A 19,219-nucleotide genomic window follows, 5' to 3' on the forward strand; every position below is an offset into this window, starting at 1 on the left:
CCGCATAAGTCGCTCGTTGATGCCGCGCATAGAAGGCGTCCCGTTGGACGTCCCGCTATGTAGCGTGCATAAGCAGTCCGCCTCATCACGTGCTCCGCGCTTTTTGCAGCCAATGCTCAAGCCCCACGGAGCACGTGACGTTATACATGCAAGCATGGCAGTATGCGTCGAGCCACACATAAGCGATCGCGACCAGCCCGGCCTGGCGGCGCGTCCGCAAGACAAGAACGGCATACGAGGAAAATCCGATGAAACTCGGGTACGGTAGTAAATGGACCCTCCTGCTCGCGGCGATCGCGGCAAGCGGGATGCAAGTAGCAGCACACGCGCAGTCACGCCCAGCCGGCCCGAGCGTCGGCGGCAATCCTCTCGATTCGCTGCCGCAGATCAAGGCGCCCGACAAAGGCCCGAACGTGACCATGCAGGTCACGCCGCAAGCCCCCCAACTTCAGGAACTGCTCGCCCGCCATCTGACGCCTTCAAAGATCCAGGTCGAGGGCGTGAAGTCCATTCCGTTCGACGAAGTCGCGCAGCGCTTCACGCCGCTCGTCGGCAAAGACACCACCATCGGCGATCTGATTCAGGTCGCCAACGGCGTTACGAAGCTATATCAGGATCGCGGCTATGCGCTCTCGTTCGCGTTCATTCCCGCGCAGACGTTCGACGACGGCGTGGTGCGCGTGACGGTGGTCGAAGGCTATGTGTCCGCGGTCAAGGTGACGGGCAAGCCGGGCCCGGTCGAAGACAAGATCCGCGCGATCGCCGACCATATCGTCGCCGACCGGCCGTTGCGGCGTGCCACCTTCGAGCGTTACATCAACGTGCTGGGTCTGTTGCCCGGGGTAAAAGTCGCGGCCAACGTGGCGCCTCCGCAAAATACCGACGGCGCCACCACACTCGAGTTGAACGTGGATCGCAAACCGTTCGACCTCAGCACGGGTATCGACTTCAATCACCCCGGCGTGCAAGGCCTGTTGACGGCCACCGAAAACGGCCTGACCGCGCTTGGCGAACAACTGAGCGTGTCTGCGTTGCTGCCTAAGGGCCGCGACAACGTCACCTATCTCGCCGCGCACGCCACGGTGCCGATCGGCAGCAATGGACTGATCGGGAAGATCGATGCGTCGCACTATCGCGGCAATCCCACCGACAATCCCGGCCTGCCCTCCTTTATCGAGCGTACGGTCATCAACGATAAGGTCGGCGGCTCGCTGGCGTATCCGATCCTGTTGAGCAACAAGCAGAGCGTGATCGGCACGGCCTCGGTCTATGCGTCGCACGACGAAGATCGCTACAACAACCATAACACCGGCGCGCAGATCGGCTTTCGCTCACAGGTGCGGGTGTTGCAACTGCAGGCCGACTACACCAACGTGGAAACCGGCCAGGTGCGTCGCGCGAGTATTAATGTGGCGAAGGCTTTCGATATCCTTGGTGCGTCGAAATCCGGCGACTCGAACGTTCCCGGCACGACGGTCACGAATCCGGCGTCGATCAACTTCGTGCGGACCGGTGCAAGCTTTTCGCAAACCAACGAGTGGCCGCTGAAGATCGGCACCGCGGTTTCGCTGACCGGTCAGTACAGCGGCGTCTCGCTGCCGACGTCGGAACAGATCTCGTTCGGCGCGCAACGTTTTGCCCAGGGTTATGAACCGGGCGAAGCGTCGGGCGATTCGGGCTGGGGCGCGATGTTCGAAGTCAATCGGCCGTTCACGCCGGGTTTCACCTATCTGCGCACCTTCACACCGTATGTCTCGTTCGACATGGCCCGCGTGTATCTGCATGCGGGCACGCCCTCGCCGTCGAAGCTGTCGTCGATTGCGTTCGGCTTCCGGATCTCGGACGCGAAGTACTACAGCCTGGATTTGTCGGTGGCCAAACCGATCGGCGATGCACCGGTGGAAAGCGCGTCGCGCAGCCCACGCATCAACGCGACGTTCTCGTATCAGCTCAACTGAAGTTCGAAAGTGCCGCGTCCTGATTAGAGGTTCCACTATCAAACGACACGCGCACTTTCACGTATTCTGCGCTGACGGTGTGCGACCCGCGGCTCCCAGGTCGCGGGGGGCGCACGCCGATGTGGTCGAAGTGGAATCTGAGAGGCAATACCAGGCATCACGGCAGTCGGCAACTGAAGACCGCCCGAGATGCCAATAACGCCGCGCGACCATGATCGCGCCGTCTTTAATCAAGGAGGAAGACAATGATGCAATTCACTCAACACGCGCGCGCAATCGCGCTTCGCACAGCCAAACATGCCGCCCTCGCCGGCGTGCTGCTCGTCAGCGCCGTCACGGCAATGGCGCAGGCCGATTCTCCGGTCGGCACGTGGCAAACCATTGACGACAGCACCGGCCAGCCCAAGGCACTCGTGCAAATTGCACAGGACAGCAGCGGCTCGCTGAGTGGCAAGGTGATCAAGGGACTCGGTGCGAACGATAAACCGGATCGCCGCTGCACTGAATGTACGGACGCGCGCAAGGACCAGTTGATTCTCGGCATGACGATCATCAACGATATGAAAAAGGACGGCGACGGCTGGGATCAAGGGCAGATTCTCGACCCGGAAAACGGCAAGGTCTACAAGTGCAAGATGCACCTTGAAGACGGTGGGAACAAGCTGGTGGTGCGTGGCTACATTGGCGTTTCGCTGCTGGGCCGCTCGCAAACCTGGATTCGCCAACAGTAACGCCAGCAATAACGAGCGCGTCGTTCAGGCGCCAATGCCTGACGCGCGAAGCTGATGTTCCATTAAGGCCGCATCTGCTGCCAGAATGGAACCAGAAAAAACGGCCGACGATCGCTATCGTCCGGCCGTTTTTTTGTTTGCGTCTGGCTGGTTGAAGTTGTCATGCAGCGTGCTTGAAGGGCGACGTATACGCGAACGGCGAAGACGGTAACGGCTTGACCGATGCCGGGCTGTACGCCGGGGGCACTGCTGCGGGCACCTTTTCTGCGTCAACGCTCTTCTGTTCCGCGCCCACATGCGTGCGCATGCGCGCTTCCATCAGCTTGCAGAGTTCTTCGCTCGATGCGCCAAACAACTGGTCCATGATGCGCTTGAGTACGCCGGACTCGTACCATGCCTTGAAGCGGCGATGGCAGGTCTGATACGACGGATATTTGCGCGGCATGGCGGACCAGGTCGCGCCGCTATACATCACCCACAGCACGCCGTTGAGCACGGAGCGCGTGTTGGCGAGCGGCCGGCCACGCAGTTCGGAACGCGGACGCAGTTCAGGGAGCAACGGTGCAACACGTTGCCATTCTTCATCATTGATATCACGGTACGGATTCATGGCTTCTCCTTTGTCAGAACCATGACAAATAAGATATCCAGTCCTCCGCGGACGGAACATAAGACCAATCCGAATCTTGAAAATACGACTTCGGACTCCGCCGCTTCGACAAGCGGACCGTGATCTATCGCAAAAGCATCCGCGCCCGCGTCACGCGGCGGCTTAAGTCAGCGACGTATCGACGATCCGGCGCGGCGTGTCGAGATATTCTTTCGATTGCATTTCGACGATGCGCGAGACTGTGCGCGTGAATTCGTTGGCCATCGGACCGTCGACATACAACTGATCGGGCGGCACCGCTGCCGACATCAGCAGCTTGACCTTGTGATCGTAGAACACGTCGATCAGCCAGGTGAAGCGGCGCGCCTCCGAGGCCATGCGCACCGACATCTGCGGCACGCCGGACAGGATCACAGCGTGAAAGCGGCTCGCCAGCTCGAGGTAATCGTTCTGCGAGCGTGGGCCGCCGCAGAGCGTCGCGAAATCGAACCACACGACGCCGTCAGCGCGTCGCAGCGCCTTCAGCTCGCGCTTTTCAATGCGCAAGATAGGGCTCTCATCAGGAACTGCTGCAAGGCGCGAAAACGCGTCGCGCAATGCTTTATCCGAAGCAGCGCCAAGCGGCGTGTGATACACCTCGACCTGAGCCAGCGTGCGCTTACGGTAGTCGATCCCCGCGTCGACGTTAATCACGTCGAGCTTCGACTTGATCAGTTCGATTGCCGGCAGCATGCGGTCGCGATGCAGACCGTCCGGATAGAGCGTGTCCGGATCGTAGTTGGACGTCATCACGAATTGCACGCCGTTCTCGAACAGCTTGTCGAGCAGACGGTAGAGGATCATCGCGTCGGCGATATCCGAGACGTGGAATTCGTCGAAACAGATCAGCCGGTAGCGCTTGGCGATACGGCGCGCGAGTTCGTCGAGCGGATCGGCTGTACCTTTCAGCTCTTCCAGTTCGCGATGCACCTCGCGCATGAACTCGTGGAAATGCAGCCGCGTTTTGCGCTGCACCGGCACGATCATGTAGAAGCTGTCCATCAGGAAGCTCTTGCCCCGCCCTACGCCGCCCCACAAGTACACGCCACGTGGCAGATCCGGGTGGATGATCAGTTTTTTGAACGCGTTCGAGCGGCGCGATTTGTACTCGACCCACTCGTCATAACACCGCTGCAGACGGTCAACCGCCGCGCGTTGCGCCGGGTCCGATTGATAACCCCGCGTCTGCAGTTCTTTTTCGTAGTATTCGGTGACGTTCATTGTGTTGCTGCAAAAAGAAAGGCGGGAGGGAGTGAACCCGCCCGCCTTCGTGGTGATGCCAGAGTTGCGTTCAGTCAGGCGTGCGCGATTACATGTTCAGCGCGCGCTTGTCCACGGCCAGAGCCGCTTCGCGCATGACTTCCGAGAGCGACGGGTGCGGATGGCAAATGCGGCCGATGTCTTCCGACGCCGCCTTGAATTCCATCGCCACCACGGCTTCCGCGATCAGGTCCGATGCGTTTGCCGAGATGATGTGCACGCCCAGCAGCTCGTCGGTCTTCGCGTCGGCGATCATCTTGACGAAACCATCCGCCTTGTTGATGCCGAGCGCGCGGCCGTTTGCCATGAACGGGAACTGGCCCGTCCTGACTTCGCGGCCTTCGGCCTTCAGTTGCTGTTCGGTCTTGCCGACCCACGCGATTTCCGGTTCGGTGTAGATCACCCACGGAATGCAGTTGTAGTCGATATGCGGCTTCTGACCGTCGATGATTTCGGCAACCATCACGCCTTCGTCTTCAGCCTTGTGCGCGAGCATCGGGCCACGCACCACGTCGCCGATCGCGTACACGTTCGGCACAGCCGTTGCACAGTGGTCGTCGACGTCGATGAAGCCGCGCTCGTTCGCCTTCAGGCCGATAGCTTCGAGACCGAGGTTGTCGGTGTTCGGTACGCGGCCGATCGACACGATCAGGCGGTCGGCTTCGAGCGTTTGCGCGTTGCCGTCCTTGTCCGTGTAATTGATCGTGACGCTGTTGTCAGTGGTCTTGATTTCGCCGACCTTCACGCCGACGTGGATGTCCAGACCTTGCTTCTTGAATTGCTTGGCGGCTTCCTTGGCGAGCGCCTGGTCAGCCGCGCCGAGGAATTCCGGCAGCGCTTCGAGCACGGTCACGTCAGCGCCCAGACGGCGCCACACCGAGCCGAGCTCCAGACCGATCACGCCTGCGCCGATCACGGCGAGCTTCTTCGGCACGGAGTCGAACGTCAGTGCGCCTTCGTTGTCGGCGACGATCTTGTTGTCGACCGGAACGTTCGGCAGATGACGAGCCTTCGAACCCGTGGCGATGATGACGTTCTTCGCCGTCACGACTTCGGTTTCGCCTTCGCCGCTGACTTCGATCTGCACGCCGGCGTCCGTCTTGCCGGTGAACTTGCCATGGCCCTTGAGCCACGTGATCTTGTTCTTGCGGAACAGGAACTCGATACCCTTGGTCATCTTCTCGACGATGCCTTCCTTGCGGGCGAGCATCTTCGTGATGTCGAGCTTCACGTCCGACACGTTGATACCGTGATCGGCGAGGTGGTGCTGCGCGTTTTCAAATTCTTCCGACGACGCGAGCAGCGCCTTCGACGGAATGCAACCCACGTTTAGGCACGTGCCGCCGAGCTTCAGCGCGCCGGCCGGGTTCTTCCATTTTTCGATACATGCGACCGTCTTGCCGAGCTGCGCTGCACGGATAGCGGCGATATAACCGCCGGGGCCGGCGCCGATCACAACGACGTCAAATTCTTTGGACATGACAATCCTTTTGATGACGGAGCGACGCGCGGCCACGCTTCGTGGCGCGCGTCGTTCGAGTACTGCGGAATGCTAAAGACGTACTGCTTATATGGCGCCGACTTGTGCGATGACAAGCCGACGCCAGCCGAGCCAGTGCTTACAGGTCGAGCAGCAGGCGCGCCGGGTCTTCCAGCGCATCCTTCATGGCGACCAGCGACAGCACCGCTTCGCGACCGTCGATGATCCGGTGGTCGTACGACAGCGCCAGATAGTTCATCGGACGGATCACGATCTGGCCGTTTTCGACCACAGCGCGTTCCTTGGTGGCGTGCACGCCCAGAATGGCGGATTGCGGCGGATTGATAATCGGGGTCGACAGCATCGAACCGAACACACCACCGTTCGAGATCGAGAACGTACCGCCCGTCATTTCTTCGATCGACAGCTTGCCGTCCTTGGCCTTCTGGCCGAATTCAGCAATCTTCTTTTCGATTTCGGCGAGGCTCAGTTGATCTGCGTTGCGCAGGATCGGCACCACCAGGCCACGCGGCGATCCGACCGCGATACCGATGTCGAAATAGCCGTGATAGACGATGTCGTTACCGTCGATCGACGCGTTCACGAGCGGGAATTTCTTCAGCGCGTGAACAGCCGCCTTCACGAAGAACGACATGAAGCCCAGCTTCACGCCATGTTCCTTTTCGAACTTGTCTTTGTACTTGTTGCGCAGGTCCATCACCGGCGCCATGTTCACTTCGTTGAACGTGGTGAGGATGGCGTTGGTTTGCTGCGACTCGAGCAGACGCTCGGCGATACGTGCACGCAGACGCGACATCGGCACGCGTTGTTCCGGGCGGTCTTTCAGCCATTGGTCGGCCGATGCCGGTGCCTTAACGTCCGGCAGCGACGGCTTCGCAGCCTTCGGTGCGGCAGCCGGTGCCGGTGCCGCGGCCTTGGCAGCCGGTGCCGGTGCGGCTTGACCCGCGGTCAGCACGTCACCCTTGGTGATGCGGCCGTCGCGGCCCGTGCCGGCGACGTCGCCCGCGCCCAGACCCTTCTCGGCCATCAGCTTGCCGGCAGCCGGCGAAGCAGCGGTGTTCGCACCCGTTGCGGATGCAGCCTGAGCGGCCGGTGCAGCGGCCGGTGCCGGTGCAGCGGCCGGTGCCGGTGCGGCAACCGGAGCCGGCTTCACTTCGGCTTCGACAGCAGCGGCGCCTGCCGTGCCTTCGGTGTCGATCTTGGCGATCACCTGATCCGCAACGACGATGTCGCCGTCGTTCGAGATCACTTGTGCGAGCACGCCGGCGGAGGGCGCCGGCACTTCGAGCACGACCTTGTCGGTCTCGATTTCGATGAGAATTTCGTCTTGAGCAACAGCCTCGCCGGGCTTCTTCTTCCACTGCAGCATCGTGGCTTCCGAAACCGACTCGGAGAGCTGGGGAACCTTGACTTCAACAATAGCCATTATGAATATCCTGAATACGTATCGGGTGACGGCGCGCGATCTATGTACTCGACGACCGCCTGCGAACCATACCTGCCGGGAACGAACCACCATGGGGTGACTGAACGCGGCACGGGAAAGCGCAACGCGCTTTCCCGGTTCGTCTGTTTTCCTTATTTAGCGATCGACGCGCTCTTGAGGCGGCCGAAAGCGCCTTCGATCAGCGCCTTCTGCTGCTCGTAGTGCTTCGCGTAGTAGCCGACTGCCGGCGAGGCCGAAGCCGGACGTCCGCTGTATGCCAGCTTCTGCCCGTCCTTCATGCCTTCCTTCAGGTGGTGCTCGATGTAGAACCACGGGCCTTGATTCTGCGGCTCGTCCTGCACCCAGACCACTTCGGTCGCGTTGTCGTACTTCTTCATTTCCGCTTCGAACTGCTTATGCGCGAACGGATAGAGCTGTTCGATACGGATGATCGCGACGTCGTTCGACTTCGATTCACGGCGATGTGCCAGCAGGTCGTAGTACACGCGGCCCGAGCATGCCACCACGCGCTTGACCTTCTTCGGCTCGATCGCTTCGTCGATTTCACCGAGGATCGGCTGGAACGCGCCCTTCGCCAGTTCGGACAGATCCGACACGGCTTCCTTGTGGCGCAGCAGCGACTTCGGCGTAGCGACGATCAGCGGCTTGCGGAACAGGCGGATCATCTGACGGCGCAACAGGTGGAAAATCTGCGCCGGCGTGGTCGGTTGAACGACCTGCATGTTGTGGTCTGCGCACAGTTGCAGGAAACGTTCGATACGTGCCGACGAGTGCTCCGGACCTTGACCTTCGTAGCCGTGCGGCAGCAGCATCGTGAGACCCGACACGCGGCCCCACTTCACTTCGCCCGACGAGATGAACTGGTCGATCACGACTTGCGCGCCGTTCACGAAGTCGCCGAACTGCGCTTCCCACGCGACGAACGTATTCGGTTCAGCGGTCGAGTAACCGTATTCGAATCCCAGCACCGCTTCTTCCGACAGCACCGAGTCGATCACTGTGAACTTCGCCTGACCTTCGGCGATGTTCTGCAGCGGCACATACGTGCCGTCGTTCCAGCGTTCGCGGTTCTGATCGTGCAGCACCGCGTGACGGTGCGTGAACGTGCCACGGCCCGAGTCCTGACCGGTCAGGCGCACTGCATAGCCCGATGCGACCAGCGACGCGAATGCCAGGTGTTCGCCCATGCCCCAGTCGAGCTTCGCTTCACCACGGCCCATCGCGCGACGGTCGTTGATGACGCGCTCGACCAGCGGGTGAACCTTGAAGTTTTCCGGGATCGTGGTGACGCGCTCAGCGAGGCGCTTCAACTCAGCCAGCGGCACTGCCGTGTCGGCTGCGTCGGTCCACTTGCGGTTCAGGAACGGAACCCAATCCACCGCGTACTTGCTCTTGTAGTTCGAGAGCACCGGATCGATCGTGTGATGGCCTTCGTCCATCGCCTTGCGGTAGGCCTTGACGAATTCGTCGCCTTCTGCCGCCGTGATCACGCCCTGTTGCACCAGCTTTTCAGCGTACAGCGCGCGCGTGCCCGGGTGCTTCGCAATCGTCTTGTACATCAACGGCTGCGTAACCGCCGGCGTGTCCTGCTCGTTGTGACCCAGCTTGCGGAAGCAGACGATGTCGACAACCACGTCCTTGTGGAACTGCATCCGGAAGTCGATAGCCAACTGCGTAGCCAGCACGACCGCTTCAGGATCGTCACCGTTCACGTGCAGCACCGGCGCCTCGATCATCTTGACGACGTCCGAGCAGTACAACGTGGAGCGCGAGTCGCGCGGGTCCGACGTCGTGAAACCGATCTGGTTGTTGATGACGATGTGCAGCGTGCCGTGCGTGCCGTAACCGCGCGTTTGCGCGAGGTTCAGCGTTTCCATCACGACGCCCTGGCCTGCGAAGGCCGCGTCGCCGTGGATCTGCACCGGCAGCACTTGCAGGCCGCTGTCGTCGCCGCGGCGATCCATACGTGCCTTCGCCGAACCTTCGACCACCGGGTTGACGATTTCAAGGTGCGACGGGTTGAACGCGAGCGACAGGTGAACCGGGCCGCCTTCGGTCGAAACGTCCGACGAGAAACCCTTGTGGTACTTCACGTCGCCGGCCGGCAGGTCGTCGACGTGCTTGCCTTCGAATTCGGCAAACAGGTCAGCCGGCATCTTGCCGAGCGTATTGACCAGCACGTTCAGACGGCCACGGTGGGCCATGCCGATGACGATTTCCTGTACGCCGTTGGCGCCGCCATGACGCACGACTTCGTCCATCGAGGCGATGAAGCTTTCGCCGCCTTCGAGCGAGAAGCGTTTCTGGCCGACGTACTTGGTGTGCAGGAAGCGCTCGAGGCCTTCAGCGGCCGTCAGGCGATTCAGGATGTGCTTTTTCTTTTCATTGGAGAAGTTCGGCGTCGAACGGATCGACTCGAGCTTCTCTTTCCACCAGCGCTTCTGTTCCGGATCGCTGATGTACATGTACTCGGCGCCGATCGTGCCGCAGTACGTGTCACGCAGGGCCTTGACGATCTCGCGCAGCGAAGCACGCTCGAACCCGAAATACAGATTCGTGGCGCTGAACTCCTGGTCCATGTCGGCTTCGGTGAAGTCGTAGAACGCGGGTTCAAGTTCGGGGATAGCGGGACGTTCGCGGCGCTTCAGGGGATCGAGATTGGCCCATTGCGAGCCGAGGAAGCGATATGCGCCGATGAGGGACTGCACATAGACTTGCTTGCGGGAGGTAGCGAGATCTTCGCCGCCGGCCGCCGTGCGCGGGATGAAGGCATTAGCCTTGGCCCGTTGCGCAAACGATTCGACGATCGGGCCATGGGCCACGTCGTTGGCATTGCTGCCATCCGATGCAGGGACGTTCTGCAACGCGTCGAAATAGCTGCGCCAGTTCTCGGGCACTGACGCCGGATTATCGAGATACGCTTCGTACATTTCTTCTACGTACGGAGCATTGCCGCCGAACAGATAAGAGTTCGACTGGAATTGCTTCATCATTTTTACGCTCACCTTTCTTCGAGTTTCTCGAGAAATAGCGGGTTACAGAACCTTCCGCGACACGGCCTGACCGTTTAGCGGATTGCGCGAATCAAGTCTTGCTTGGAAGGACCTAAAACTTTGCACCCGGGGAGCATATCACAGAACGGATAGTGCAGATAGCAGACGGATTGCCGCTCAAGCCTTTTACGGCGGGCTTCCGGCCGGTTTTGCAAGCCTCGCAACAGACTTCTGCAAAAAACGGGGACAAACACGACAAACAGACAGCCAACCGCGAGCAATTGCGTGCAACGCGAATTGGGCGCCAGAAATGGCAAAGCCACCCGGAGGTGGCTTTTGCCTGACAGCATGCTGCTTACCCTGGATTAGGGCCGATGCTGATTTAGTCCACTGCGCCCTTACGGCTGGCGCTGCGGCGCTCGTGTTCCTTCAGGTAACGCTTGCGCAGACGGATGGATTTCGGCGTGACTTCAACCAGTTCGTCGTCGTCGATGAATTCAACCGCGTATTCCAGCGACATCTGGATCGGCGGCACGAGGCGCACCGCTTCGTCCGTACCCGACGAACGCACGTTGGTCAGCTGCTTGCCCTTGATCGGGTTCACGACCAGGTCGTTGTCACGGCTGTGAATGCCGATGATCATGCCTTCGTACAGCGGCTCGCCCGGCGACACGAACATACGGCCGCGATCCTGCAGCTTCCACAGTGCGTACGCCACTGCCGCGCCGTCGTCCTGCGAAATCAGCACGCCGTTACGACGCTCGCCGACACCACCCTCCCTGACCGGCTGATACGAGTCGAACGTGTGGCTCATCAGGCCCGTACCGCGCGTCAGCGTCAAGAATTCGCCCTGGAAACCGATCAGCCCACGCGCCGAGATACGATACTCGAGACGCGTACGGCCACGGCCGTCCGATGCCATGTCGAGCATTTCGCCCTTGCGGCGGCCCAGCTCTTCCATCACGCCACCCTGGTGGCCGTCTTCCATGTCGACCGTCAGGTTTTCATACGGCTCATGCTTCACGCCGTCGACTTCCGTCATCACCACGCGCGGACGCGACACGGCCAGCTCGTAGCCTTCACGGCGCATGTTTTCGACCAGGATGGTCAGGTGCAGCTCGCCGCGGCCTGCCACTTCGAACGTAGTTTCGTCGCCCGTTTCTTTCACGCGCAGCGCCACGTTGTGGTTCAGTTCCTTCATCAGGCGGTCGCGAATCTGACGACTCGTGACGAACTTGCCTTCGCGGCCGGCCAGCGGCGACGAATTGACGAGGAAGTTCATCGTCAGGGTCGGTTCGTCGACGGTGATCATCGGCAGCGCGTCCGGCTGCTCCGGTGCGCAGATGGTCACGCCGATACCGATTTCTTCGATACCGTTGATCAGCACGATGTCGCCGGCTTCTGCCGAGTCGACCTGCACGCGCTCGAGACCCTTGAACGACAGGACCTGATTGATCTTGCGGTTCAGGATCGCGCCATCGGGGCCCGAACGCACCGCGACGGACATGCCCGGCTTGATCGTGCCACGCGTAATGCGGCCAACGCCGATGCGGCCGACGTACGACGAATAATCCAGCGACGTGATCTGCAGTTGCAGCGGCGCCGACGGATCAGCCGGGCGGACCGGCACGTGTTCCAGCACGGCTTCGAACAGCGGACGCATGTCGCCTTCGCGCACGTCCGGCGTCAGGCCGGCGTAGCCATTCAGACCCGATGCGTAGACGATCGGGAAATCGAGTTGTTCGTCAGTTGCACCCAGCTTGTCGAACAGGTCGAACGTCTGGTTGATCACCCAGTCGATCCGCGCGCCCGGGCGGTCGACCTTGTTGATCACGACGATCGGCTTGAGACCGAGCGCCAGCGCCTTCTTGGTCACGAAGCGCGTTTGCGGCATCGGGCCTTCGACCGCGTCGACCAGCAGCAGCACCGAGTCGACCATCGACAGCACACGCTCCACTTCACCGCCGAAGTCGGCGTGGCCCGGGGTGTCGACGATGTTGATGTGCGTGCCTTCGTACTCGACCGCGCAGTTCTTCGAAAGAATCGTGATGCCACGTTCCTTTTCGATGTCGTTCGAGTCCATCACGCGCTCGACAACCGCCTGGTTGTCGCGGAAGGTGGCGGTTTGGCGGAGGAGCTGGTCGACGAGCGTGGTCTTGCCGTGGTCGACGTGGGCAATGATGGCGATATTGCGTAGGGCGCGAGTCATAGGAACCTGGAGACAGTTGAGTGCGCCAGCAGCAGCATTGTGTACGAAGCCAACAAAGCCCAAAGCGCACTTTTGGGAACCCAACATTATAGCACGCCCAAATGAAGCTTTCTGGTATTCCCTGATAGCCCCATCGTCTTCCACGCAGCGCCGCGTAAGAAACAGACCCACACGGCTTCGACGAAATCCTACGCAAATCCACGCGCATTGTGCCTTGAGCCGTAAAAGTTCCTTGCCTAAGCTGTAATAACGCTTGCCGCGTCAATCAACCGCTGCCTATAATCCTGCCTAGTCAACCATTGCATTCGCACGAGAATCATGACGGATCCGTCCTCAACACCCGGCTCAGAGATCAGCGAGTATCAGTTGGGCGAAAGCGTCGGCTATTTGCTCTCGCGGGTGAAATCGACCATGTCGAACCTGGTCACGCAACGCAGCATGGCCGAGTTGGGCATCACCAGCCAGCAAGGCAGCATCCTGTTCATGGTGGCGAGCGGCAAGTGCCTGCTGGCGGCCGAACTGGCGCGCGAATACGGCATCGACGCAAGCGCCGTCACGCGTCTGGTCGACCGGCTGGAAAAGCGCGGCCTGCTGACAAGAGTGCGCAGCAACGAAGACCGGCGGGTCGTGCGACTCGCGCTGACACCGGAAGGCCACGCGATCGCGGCCAAAATGCCGGCCATTTTCAACGGCGTGCTGGACGACCTGCTGGGCGGCTTTACCCCCGAAGAAGTGGGTTTTCTGAAGAGCATGCTGCGCCGCGTACTCATCAATTCCGGCGAACAAACGGGACTAACCCGTGATGCAGCAAGCAATTTTGACAGCAAATCGTAATAAATTGCTTGCAGTGTCCATCATTACATTCCACTCAAAGAGTCGAGCGATGAAATCCCTTTCCCTGTCCGCGCCCGCACTTTCGAGCCGGGCCGCTGTCGCCGCCGCGGTGGCGGCGCTCGCCCTCACGGGGTGCGCGAACTACTTCGGCATGAAGAGCGACAAGCAGATCTCGTCGCCGGCTCAGTACGAGTCCAGCCAGAGCCTGTCCGGCCAGGGCGGCCAGTGGCCGTCGCTCGACTGGGCCAACCAGTTCGGCGACCCGCAACTGCCGAAGCTGATCGCGGAAGCGCTGGAAGGCAGCCCCTCGATCGCGCAGGCGCAGGCACGCCTCGCCAAGGCTTCGTCGTACATTGAAAGCACGCGCTCGGCGCTGTACCCGAAGGTCGACGGCAGCTACTCATGGACCCGCGAGCTGTTCTCGGGAAACGGGCTCTACCCGCCTCCATTCGGCGGCACCTGGTATAGCGAAAACAACGTACTGGCGAGCGCGTCGTGGGATCTGGACCTGTGGGGCAAGAACCGCCAGCGCCTGGGCCAGGCCGTGTCGCAGGAAAAGGCCGCAGAAGCCGATATGCAGCAGGCGCGCGTAACGCTTGCCTCCTCCGTGGCGAGCACCTATAACCAGCTCGCCCAGTTGTACGCATTCCGCGACATCGCTGCGCGCGAAATCGCCAACCGCCAGGACATCAGCCGCATCACCAACGGCCGCGTAACCGCCGGGCTCGACACCAACGTCGAACGGGAAACCGCGAACGGCAACATCGCGACCAGCCAGGCGAACCTGACCGATCTCGACGGCCAGATCACCGTGGCGCGCTATCAGTTGGGCGCGCTGCTCGGCAAGGGTCCGGATCGTGGCCTGCAGATCGCTAAACCGGCCCTGACCACCGGCGATACGGTAGCGCTGCCGAACAACCTGCCCGCCGACCTCGTGGCGCGCCGCGCGGATATCGTCGCCGCGCGCTGGCAGGTCGAAGCCGCGATGCACGACGTGAAGGAAGCGAAGGCCGAATTCTTCCCGGACGTCAACCTCGCCGCCGGTTTCGGTTTCGATGCGTTCGGCTGGGGGCGTTTCCTGAAGTCGGGCAGCCGTCAGATGCAATTCGGTCCGGCGATTCACCTGCCGATCTTCGACGCCGGCGCGCTGCGCTCGCAGTTGAAGGGCCGCTACGCAGACTTCGACCTCGATGTGGCGAACTACAACCAGACACTGATCAATGCCCTCTCGGATGTCGCGACGCAAGTGTCGTCGATCCGTTCGATCGACCAGCAATCGGGCGACGCGCAGCGCGCGCTCGACGCGTCGACCAAGGCCTATCAGCTCGCGGTGATCCGCTACAAGGCCGGTTTGTCGCCGCAGTTGCAGGTGCTGACCGCCGACCAGAACCGCCTTGCCGCCGAACAGACGATAACGGGCCTGAAGATGCGCCGCCGCGATCTGCAGATCGGCCTCATCAAGGCGCTCGGTGGCGGTTTCGACGCAACGCAAACGGGCCTCGTGGTGCCGACCGATGCCCCGGCATCGGCCGCCGCGGCATCGGCCACCGCTGCGACCGCCGCTGCAAACTGAAGCCACATCGACGCGACCCACACTCGCATAAACATCCGAATAAACGACGACGCTTGAGAGAACCCGGAGCACATCAATGAGCACCACCCAACAGCCCGCGGCTACTACACAGCCGACTCAGCCGGCCCCGCAGCCGACGCAACCGGCACAACCGCCGGCGAACAGCGGCAAACGCAAGCGCATGATGACGCTGCTCGTCATCGTGATCCTGATCGCCGCGGTCGCCTACGGCCTGTACTACTTCCTCGACGCACGCTTCCATGAAGACACCGACGACGCGTACGTGAACGGCAACGTCGTGCAGATCACGCCGCAGGTCACCGGCACGGTTGTCGCCGTGAACGCGGACGACACGCAAACTGTGAAGGCCGGCGACCCGCTCGTCGTGCTCGATCCGGCCGACGCTCGCGTCGCGCTCGAACAAGCCGAAGCGAATCTCGCGCAGACGGTGCGCCAGGTGCGCGGCCTGTTCGCCGACGACAACCAGTACCAGGCGCAAGTTGCCCAGCGCCAGTCCGATCTGTCGCGCGCACAGGACGACTTGAAGCGCCGCCTGACGGTCGCACAAACCGGCGCCGTGTCGGCCGAAGAAATCTCGCACGCCCGCGATGCCGTGAAGAGCGCGCAAGCCTCAGTCGACGCCGCCCAGCAACAACTGGCGTCGAACCGCGCGCTGACCGCCAACACCACGATCGCCAATCACCCGAACGTGCAGGCTGCCGCCGCGAAGGTGCGCGACGCGTATCTGGCCAACGCGCGTAACAACCTGCCGGCGCCGGTCACGGGCTACGTCGCGAAGCGCTCGGTGCAGGTCGGCCAGCGCGTCTCGCCGGGCACCCCGCTGATGGCTATCGTGCCGTTGGGCGGCGTGTGGGTCGATGCGAACTTCAAGGAAGTGCAACTGAAGCACATGCGCATCGGCCAGCCGGTCGAGTTGACGGCCGACGTGTACGGTTCGTCGGTGGTGTACCACGGCAAGGTGGTCGGCTTCTCGGCGGGTACGGGTTCGGCGTTCTCGCTACTGCCCGCGCAGAACGCAACCGGCAACTGGATCAAGGTGGTCCAGCGTCTGCCGGTACGGATCGCGCTCGACCCGCAGGAACTTGAAAAGCATCCGCTGCGTATCGGCCTGTCGATGCAAGCCGACGTGAGCATCAAGGACGACCAGGGTGGTCAGCTCGGCCAGGCGCCGAACACGGTCTATCAGACCAATGTGTTCGACAAGTACGGCGATGAGGCGGATGCGGAAATCGCCCGCATCATTTCGGAAAATGCAGGTCCGAACGGCGGCTCGCAGAAGTCGGCTCAAGCCGGCGGCGCTGCCAAGCCCGCCGCGAAGCTGATGTAAGCGGCGCGACGATTCATAGAAGGTTTTATTAATGGCCCAGGCTCAGGCGCAAGTCCCTCATCCGCCGCTCGAGGGCGCGCAACTGGTGATCGGCACCATCGCGGTGTCGCTCGCCGTGTTCATGAACGTGCTCGACACGTCGATTGCGAACGTGTCGATCCCGTCCATTTCGGGCGACCTCGGTGTGTCGTCCGACCAGGGCACATGGGTGATCACGTCGTTCGCGGTGGCGAACGCGATCTCCGTGCCGCTGACCGGCTGGCTCACCGACCGTATCGGCCAGGTGCGCCTGTTCATGGCGTCGATCATCCTGTTCGTGATCTCGTCGTGGATGTGCGGTCTCGCCCCCACCCTGCCGTTCCTGCTGGCCTCGCGCGTGCTGCAAGGCGCCGTGGCCGGCCCGATGATTCCGCTATCGCAAACGCTGCTGCTCGCGAGCTACCCACGCGCCAAGGCGCCGATGGCTTTATCGATGTGGGCGATGACCACATTGATCGCGCCGGTGGCCGGCCCGATTCTTGGCGGCTGGATCTCGGACAACATCTCGTGGCCGTGGATTTTCTACGTCAACATTCCGGTCGGCGCGATCGCCGCGGTGGCGACGTGGACGATCTTCCGTAACCGCGATTCGGTCGTCAAAAAGGCGCCGATCGACGGCGTCGGTCTCGGCCTGCTGATCCTCTGGGTCGGCTCGCTGCAGGTGATGCTCGATAAGGGCAAGGACCTCGACTGGTTCTCGTCGACCACCATCGTCGTACTTGCGCTGGTCGCGGTGATTTCGCTCGCGTTCTTCATTGTGTGGGAATTGACGGCCGAGCATCCCGTGGTCGACCTGTCGCTCTTCAGCCGGCGCAATTTCACGAGCGGCACGATTGCGTTGTCGATCGGCTACGGGCTCTACTTCGGCAACCTCGTGTTGTTGCCGTTGTGGCTGCAGACCGATATCGGCTACACCGCCACCGAAGCGGGTCTCGTGATGGCGCCGGTCGGCGTGTTCGCCGTGCTGCTGTCGCCGATCACCGGCAAGATCTTGCCGCGTACCGATCCGCGCTACATCGCGACCTTGTCGTTCCTCGTGTTCGCGCTGTGTTTCTGGATGCGCTCACGTTATACGACGGGCGTCGATACTTATTCGCTGCTCATGCCCACGTTGATTCAGGGGATCGGCATGGCCGGGTTCTTCATCCCGCTGGTGTCGATTACGCTGTCGGGTTTGCCGGGAAACCGGATTCCGGCTGCGTCGGGCTTGTCGAATTTCGTGCGGATCATGTGCGGCGGTATTGGCACGTCGATTTTCCAAACCGCGTGGGATCACCGCACCATCATGCATCATGCGCAACTGGCCGAACAGGCGAGCGCGTACAACCCGGTGTTCGATCAGTCGATCCGGCAGATGGGTGCCGCGGGCTTCAGTCAGCCGCAGGCATATGGTCTGTTCAATTCGATGGCTACGCAACAGGCCGCGCAGTTGGGCGTGAACGATCTGTTCTTTGTATCGGCAGGGATCTTTGTCGCGCTGATCGCGCTGATCTGGATGGCAAAGCCGGAACGCGCCGGTGGTGATGCGGGTGCGGCAGCTGCGGCGGCGCATTGAGGTTCTGGTTTTAGTCCGCGACGCGGGCTAAGACGCGGGCTGTATGGAAAAAAGGCGGGACCGCTGGTGAGCGGTCCCGCCTTTTTTGTTGCTGCTGTTGACGGGGCGGCGCTGAACTTCTGCACTAGCTCGCTGCTGTGACCACAAGCCGTTCCGGCGCCAGCACACCCTCGCCTTGCTTCGCGACACCAAGCAGACGCCCGTCCGTTGCATACACGCGTACGCGCGGCGCATTCACCGCGTCGCCGGCGATTGTCAACTCGGAGAGCTTCAGGCGTTGCCCATGCAGGAAGCGACGGGTCGCGTCTTCGTCTAGTGTGACAAGCGGGAACGTGGACAGCAATGCATCGACCGGTTGCAGCCACGTATCACGCTCGCTCTCCGTCGCATCGGACAGCGCGTCGAGCGTCACTGAATTCTCCAGCGTCAGCGCACCGACACCGGTACGCCGCAACGCGACCAGATGCGCGCCACAACCAAGCGCTTCGCCGATATCCTCAGCGAGCGTCCGCACATACGTGCCTTTACTGCACGTCACGCGAAACGTCACGTCGGGAAACGCACAGGCCAGCATGTCGAGCGCGTGAATCGTCACCTGACGCCCTTCCCGCTCCACCGTCTGGCCGGCACGCGCGTATTCGTATAGCGGCTTGCCGTCGCGCTTGAGCGCCGAATACATCGGTGGGACCTGGACGATGTCGCCGATAAATTTCTGCATGGCCGCCTCTACCGCGGCCTGATCGCACGTCACGTCGCGCGTGTCGATTGCTTCGCCTTCGGCGTCGCCGGTGGTCGTGCGAATACCGAGGCGCATGGTCGCCTCATAGGTCTTGTCGGCTTCGAGCAGGTCTTGCGAAAACTTGGTCGCTTCGCCGAAACACAGCGGCAAAAGACCTGTGGCGAGTGGATCGAGCGTGCCGGTGTGGCCCGCCTTTTTGGCCAGGTAGAGACGCTTCGCGCGAATCAGCGCGTCGTTGCTCGAAAGGCCGAGCGGCTTGTCGAGCAGCAGCACGCCGTCGAGCGCGCGACGTGGCACGCGGGGGCGTTGAGGTGCGGTCATGTCAGAAAGACAGGGTCTTCGAAGTGTACGGAAACAGCGCTAAATGAACTGCTACTGAAGCA

General features: G+C 61.6%; 13 protein-coding genes. 6 read left to right on the top strand and 7 right to left on the bottom strand.

The window, feature by feature from the left end:
* The first annotated feature begins 248 nt into the window (after nucleotides 1–248).
* Both M0D64_RS13660 and M0D64_RS13665 read left to right on the top strand, forming a co-directional pair.
* On the top strand, nucleotides 249–1,958 hold the full coding sequence (locus tag M0D64_RS13660; protein WP_266258071.1) for a ShlB/FhaC/HecB family hemolysin secretion/activation protein: 1,710 nt from the start codon (nucleotides 249–251) through the stop codon (nucleotides 1,956–1,958).
* Nucleotides 1,959–2,203: 245 nt separating this feature from the next.
* Nucleotides 2,204–2,689 (top strand): DUF2147 domain-containing protein, encoded by a 486-nt coding sequence (locus M0D64_RS13665; RefSeq protein WP_154565227.1) that lies wholly within the window; start codon nucleotides 2,204–2,206, stop codon nucleotides 2,687–2,689.
* Nucleotides 2,690–2,849: 160 nt separating this feature from the next.
* Here the strand turns inward: M0D64_RS13665 and M0D64_RS13670 are convergent, their stop codons facing one another.
* From M0D64_RS13670 to typA, 6 genes are all read right to left on the bottom strand, one after another.
* Nucleotides 2,850–3,299 (bottom strand): transposase, encoded by a 450-nt coding sequence (locus tag M0D64_RS13670; protein WP_171926858.1) that lies wholly within the window; start codon nucleotides 3,297–3,299, stop codon nucleotides 2,850–2,852.
* 162 nt (nucleotides 3,300–3,461) lie between these two features.
* Entirely contained in the window at nucleotides 3,462–4,559 is a 1,098-nt protein-coding gene (gene zapE / locus M0D64_RS13675; RefSeq protein ID WP_154565229.1) for a cell division protein ZapE, read from the bottom strand.
* Nucleotides 4,560–4,647: 88 nt separating this feature from the next.
* Nucleotides 4,648–6,078, bottom strand: coding sequence for a dihydrolipoyl dehydrogenase (gene lpdA, locus M0D64_RS13680; RefSeq protein WP_266258072.1), 1,431 nt, complete (start codon nucleotides 6,076–6,078; stop codon nucleotides 4,648–4,650).
* 139 nt (nucleotides 6,079–6,217) lie between these two features.
* Entirely contained in the window at nucleotides 6,218–7,525 is a 1,308-nt protein-coding gene (odhB, locus tag M0D64_RS13685) for a 2-oxoglutarate dehydrogenase complex dihydrolipoyllysine-residue succinyltransferase (RefSeq protein ID WP_266258073.1), read from the bottom strand.
* A 152-nt stretch (nucleotides 7,526–7,677) separates the two neighbouring features.
* Nucleotides 7,678–10,539, bottom strand: coding sequence for a 2-oxoglutarate dehydrogenase E1 component (locus tag M0D64_RS13690; RefSeq protein WP_266258074.1), 2,862 nt, complete (start codon nucleotides 10,537–10,539; stop codon nucleotides 7,678–7,680).
* Nucleotides 10,540–10,921: 382 nt separating this feature from the next.
* Nucleotides 10,922–12,748 (bottom strand): translational GTPase TypA, encoded by a 1,827-nt coding sequence (gene typA, locus M0D64_RS13695; RefSeq protein WP_154565233.1) that lies wholly within the window; start codon nucleotides 12,746–12,748, stop codon nucleotides 10,922–10,924.
* Nucleotides 12,749–13,066: 318 nt separating this feature from the next.
* Here typA and M0D64_RS13700 point away from each other — a divergent pair, with 318 nt between their 5' ends.
* The 4 genes from M0D64_RS13700 to M0D64_RS13715 all read left to right on the top strand — a co-directional run bounded on the left by M0D64_RS13700 (nucleotide 13,067) and on the right by M0D64_RS13715 (nucleotide 18,097).
* Nucleotides 13,067–13,582: a MarR family winged helix-turn-helix transcriptional regulator gene (locus M0D64_RS13700; protein ID WP_154565234.1), complete on the top strand. Its 516-nt coding sequence runs from the start codon at nucleotides 13,067–13,069 to the stop codon at nucleotides 13,580–13,582.
* A 49-nt stretch (nucleotides 13,583–13,631) separates the two neighbouring features.
* Nucleotides 13,632–15,155, top strand: coding sequence for an efflux transporter outer membrane subunit (locus M0D64_RS13705; protein ID WP_266258075.1), 1,524 nt, complete (start codon nucleotides 13,632–13,634; stop codon nucleotides 15,153–15,155).
* Nucleotides 15,156–15,231: 76 nt separating this feature from the next.
* Nucleotides 15,232–16,503 (top strand): EmrA/EmrK family multidrug efflux transporter periplasmic adaptor subunit, encoded by a 1,272-nt coding sequence (locus M0D64_RS13710; protein ID WP_266258077.1) that lies wholly within the window; start codon nucleotides 15,232–15,234, stop codon nucleotides 16,501–16,503.
* Between the two features lie 31 nt (nucleotides 16,504–16,534).
* Nucleotides 16,535–18,097: a DHA2 family efflux MFS transporter permease subunit gene (locus tag M0D64_RS13715; RefSeq protein WP_154565236.1), complete on the top strand. Its 1,563-nt coding sequence runs from the start codon at nucleotides 16,535–16,537 to the stop codon at nucleotides 18,095–18,097.
* Nucleotides 18,098–18,221: 124 nt separating this feature from the next.
* On the opposite strand, the gene truB is transcribed toward M0D64_RS13715, so the two are convergent.
* Nucleotides 18,222–19,157 carry a tRNA pseudouridine(55) synthase TruB gene (gene truB / locus M0D64_RS13720; RefSeq protein ID WP_266258078.1) on the bottom strand — a complete coding sequence of 312 codons (936 nt, stop codon included), beginning with the start codon at nucleotides 19,155–19,157 and terminating at the stop codon, nucleotides 18,222–18,224.
* Nucleotides 19,158–19,219: the final 62 nt, after the last annotated feature.

The sequence above is a fragment of the Paraburkholderia sp. WS6 genome (assembly GCF_030464835.1).
Classification (GTDB): Bacteria; Pseudomonadota; Gammaproteobacteria; order Burkholderiales; family Burkholderiaceae; genus Paraburkholderia; species Paraburkholderia madseniana.

Excerpts from the sequence above, each read along its gene's own strand:
- M0D64_RS13660 (WP_266258071.1), top strand. The coding sequence starts at position 249 with ATGAAACTCGGGTACGGTAGTAAATGGACCCTCCTGCTCGCGGCGATC.
- M0D64_RS13665 (WP_154565227.1), top strand. The coding sequence starts at position 2,204 with ATGATGCAATTCACTCAACACGCGCGCGCAATCGCGCTTCGCACAGCC.
- M0D64_RS13670 (WP_171926858.1), bottom strand. The coding sequence starts at position 3,299 with ATGAATCCGTACCGTGATATCAATGATGAAGAATGGCAACGTGTTGCA.
- zapE (WP_154565229.1), bottom strand. The coding sequence starts at position 4,559 with ATGAACGTCACCGAATACTACGAAAAAGAACTGCAGACGCGGGGTTAT.
- lpdA (WP_266258072.1), bottom strand. The coding sequence starts at position 6,078 with ATGTCCAAAGAATTTGACGTCGTTGTGATCGGCGCCGGCCCCGGCGGT.
- odhB (WP_266258073.1), bottom strand. The coding sequence starts at position 7,525 with ATGGCTATTGTTGAAGTCAAGGTTCCCCAGCTCTCCGAGTCGGTTTCG.
- M0D64_RS13690 (WP_266258074.1), bottom strand. The coding sequence starts at position 10,539 with ATGATGAAGCAATTCCAGTCGAACTCTTATCTGTTCGGCGGCAATGCT.
- typA (WP_154565233.1), bottom strand. The coding sequence starts at position 12,748 with ATGACTCGCGCCCTACGCAATATCGCCATCATTGCCCACGTCGACCAC.
- M0D64_RS13700 (WP_154565234.1), top strand. The coding sequence starts at position 13,067 with ATGACGGATCCGTCCTCAACACCCGGCTCAGAGATCAGCGAGTATCAG.
- M0D64_RS13705 (WP_266258075.1), top strand. The coding sequence starts at position 13,632 with ATGAAATCCCTTTCCCTGTCCGCGCCCGCACTTTCGAGCCGGGCCGCT.
- M0D64_RS13710 (WP_266258077.1), top strand. The coding sequence starts at position 15,232 with ATGAGCACCACCCAACAGCCCGCGGCTACTACACAGCCGACTCAGCCG.
- M0D64_RS13715 (WP_154565236.1), top strand. The coding sequence starts at position 16,535 with ATGGCCCAGGCTCAGGCGCAAGTCCCTCATCCGCCGCTCGAGGGCGCG.
- truB (WP_266258078.1), bottom strand. The coding sequence starts at position 19,157 with ATGACCGCACCTCAACGCCCCCGCGTGCCACGTCGCGCGCTCGACGGC.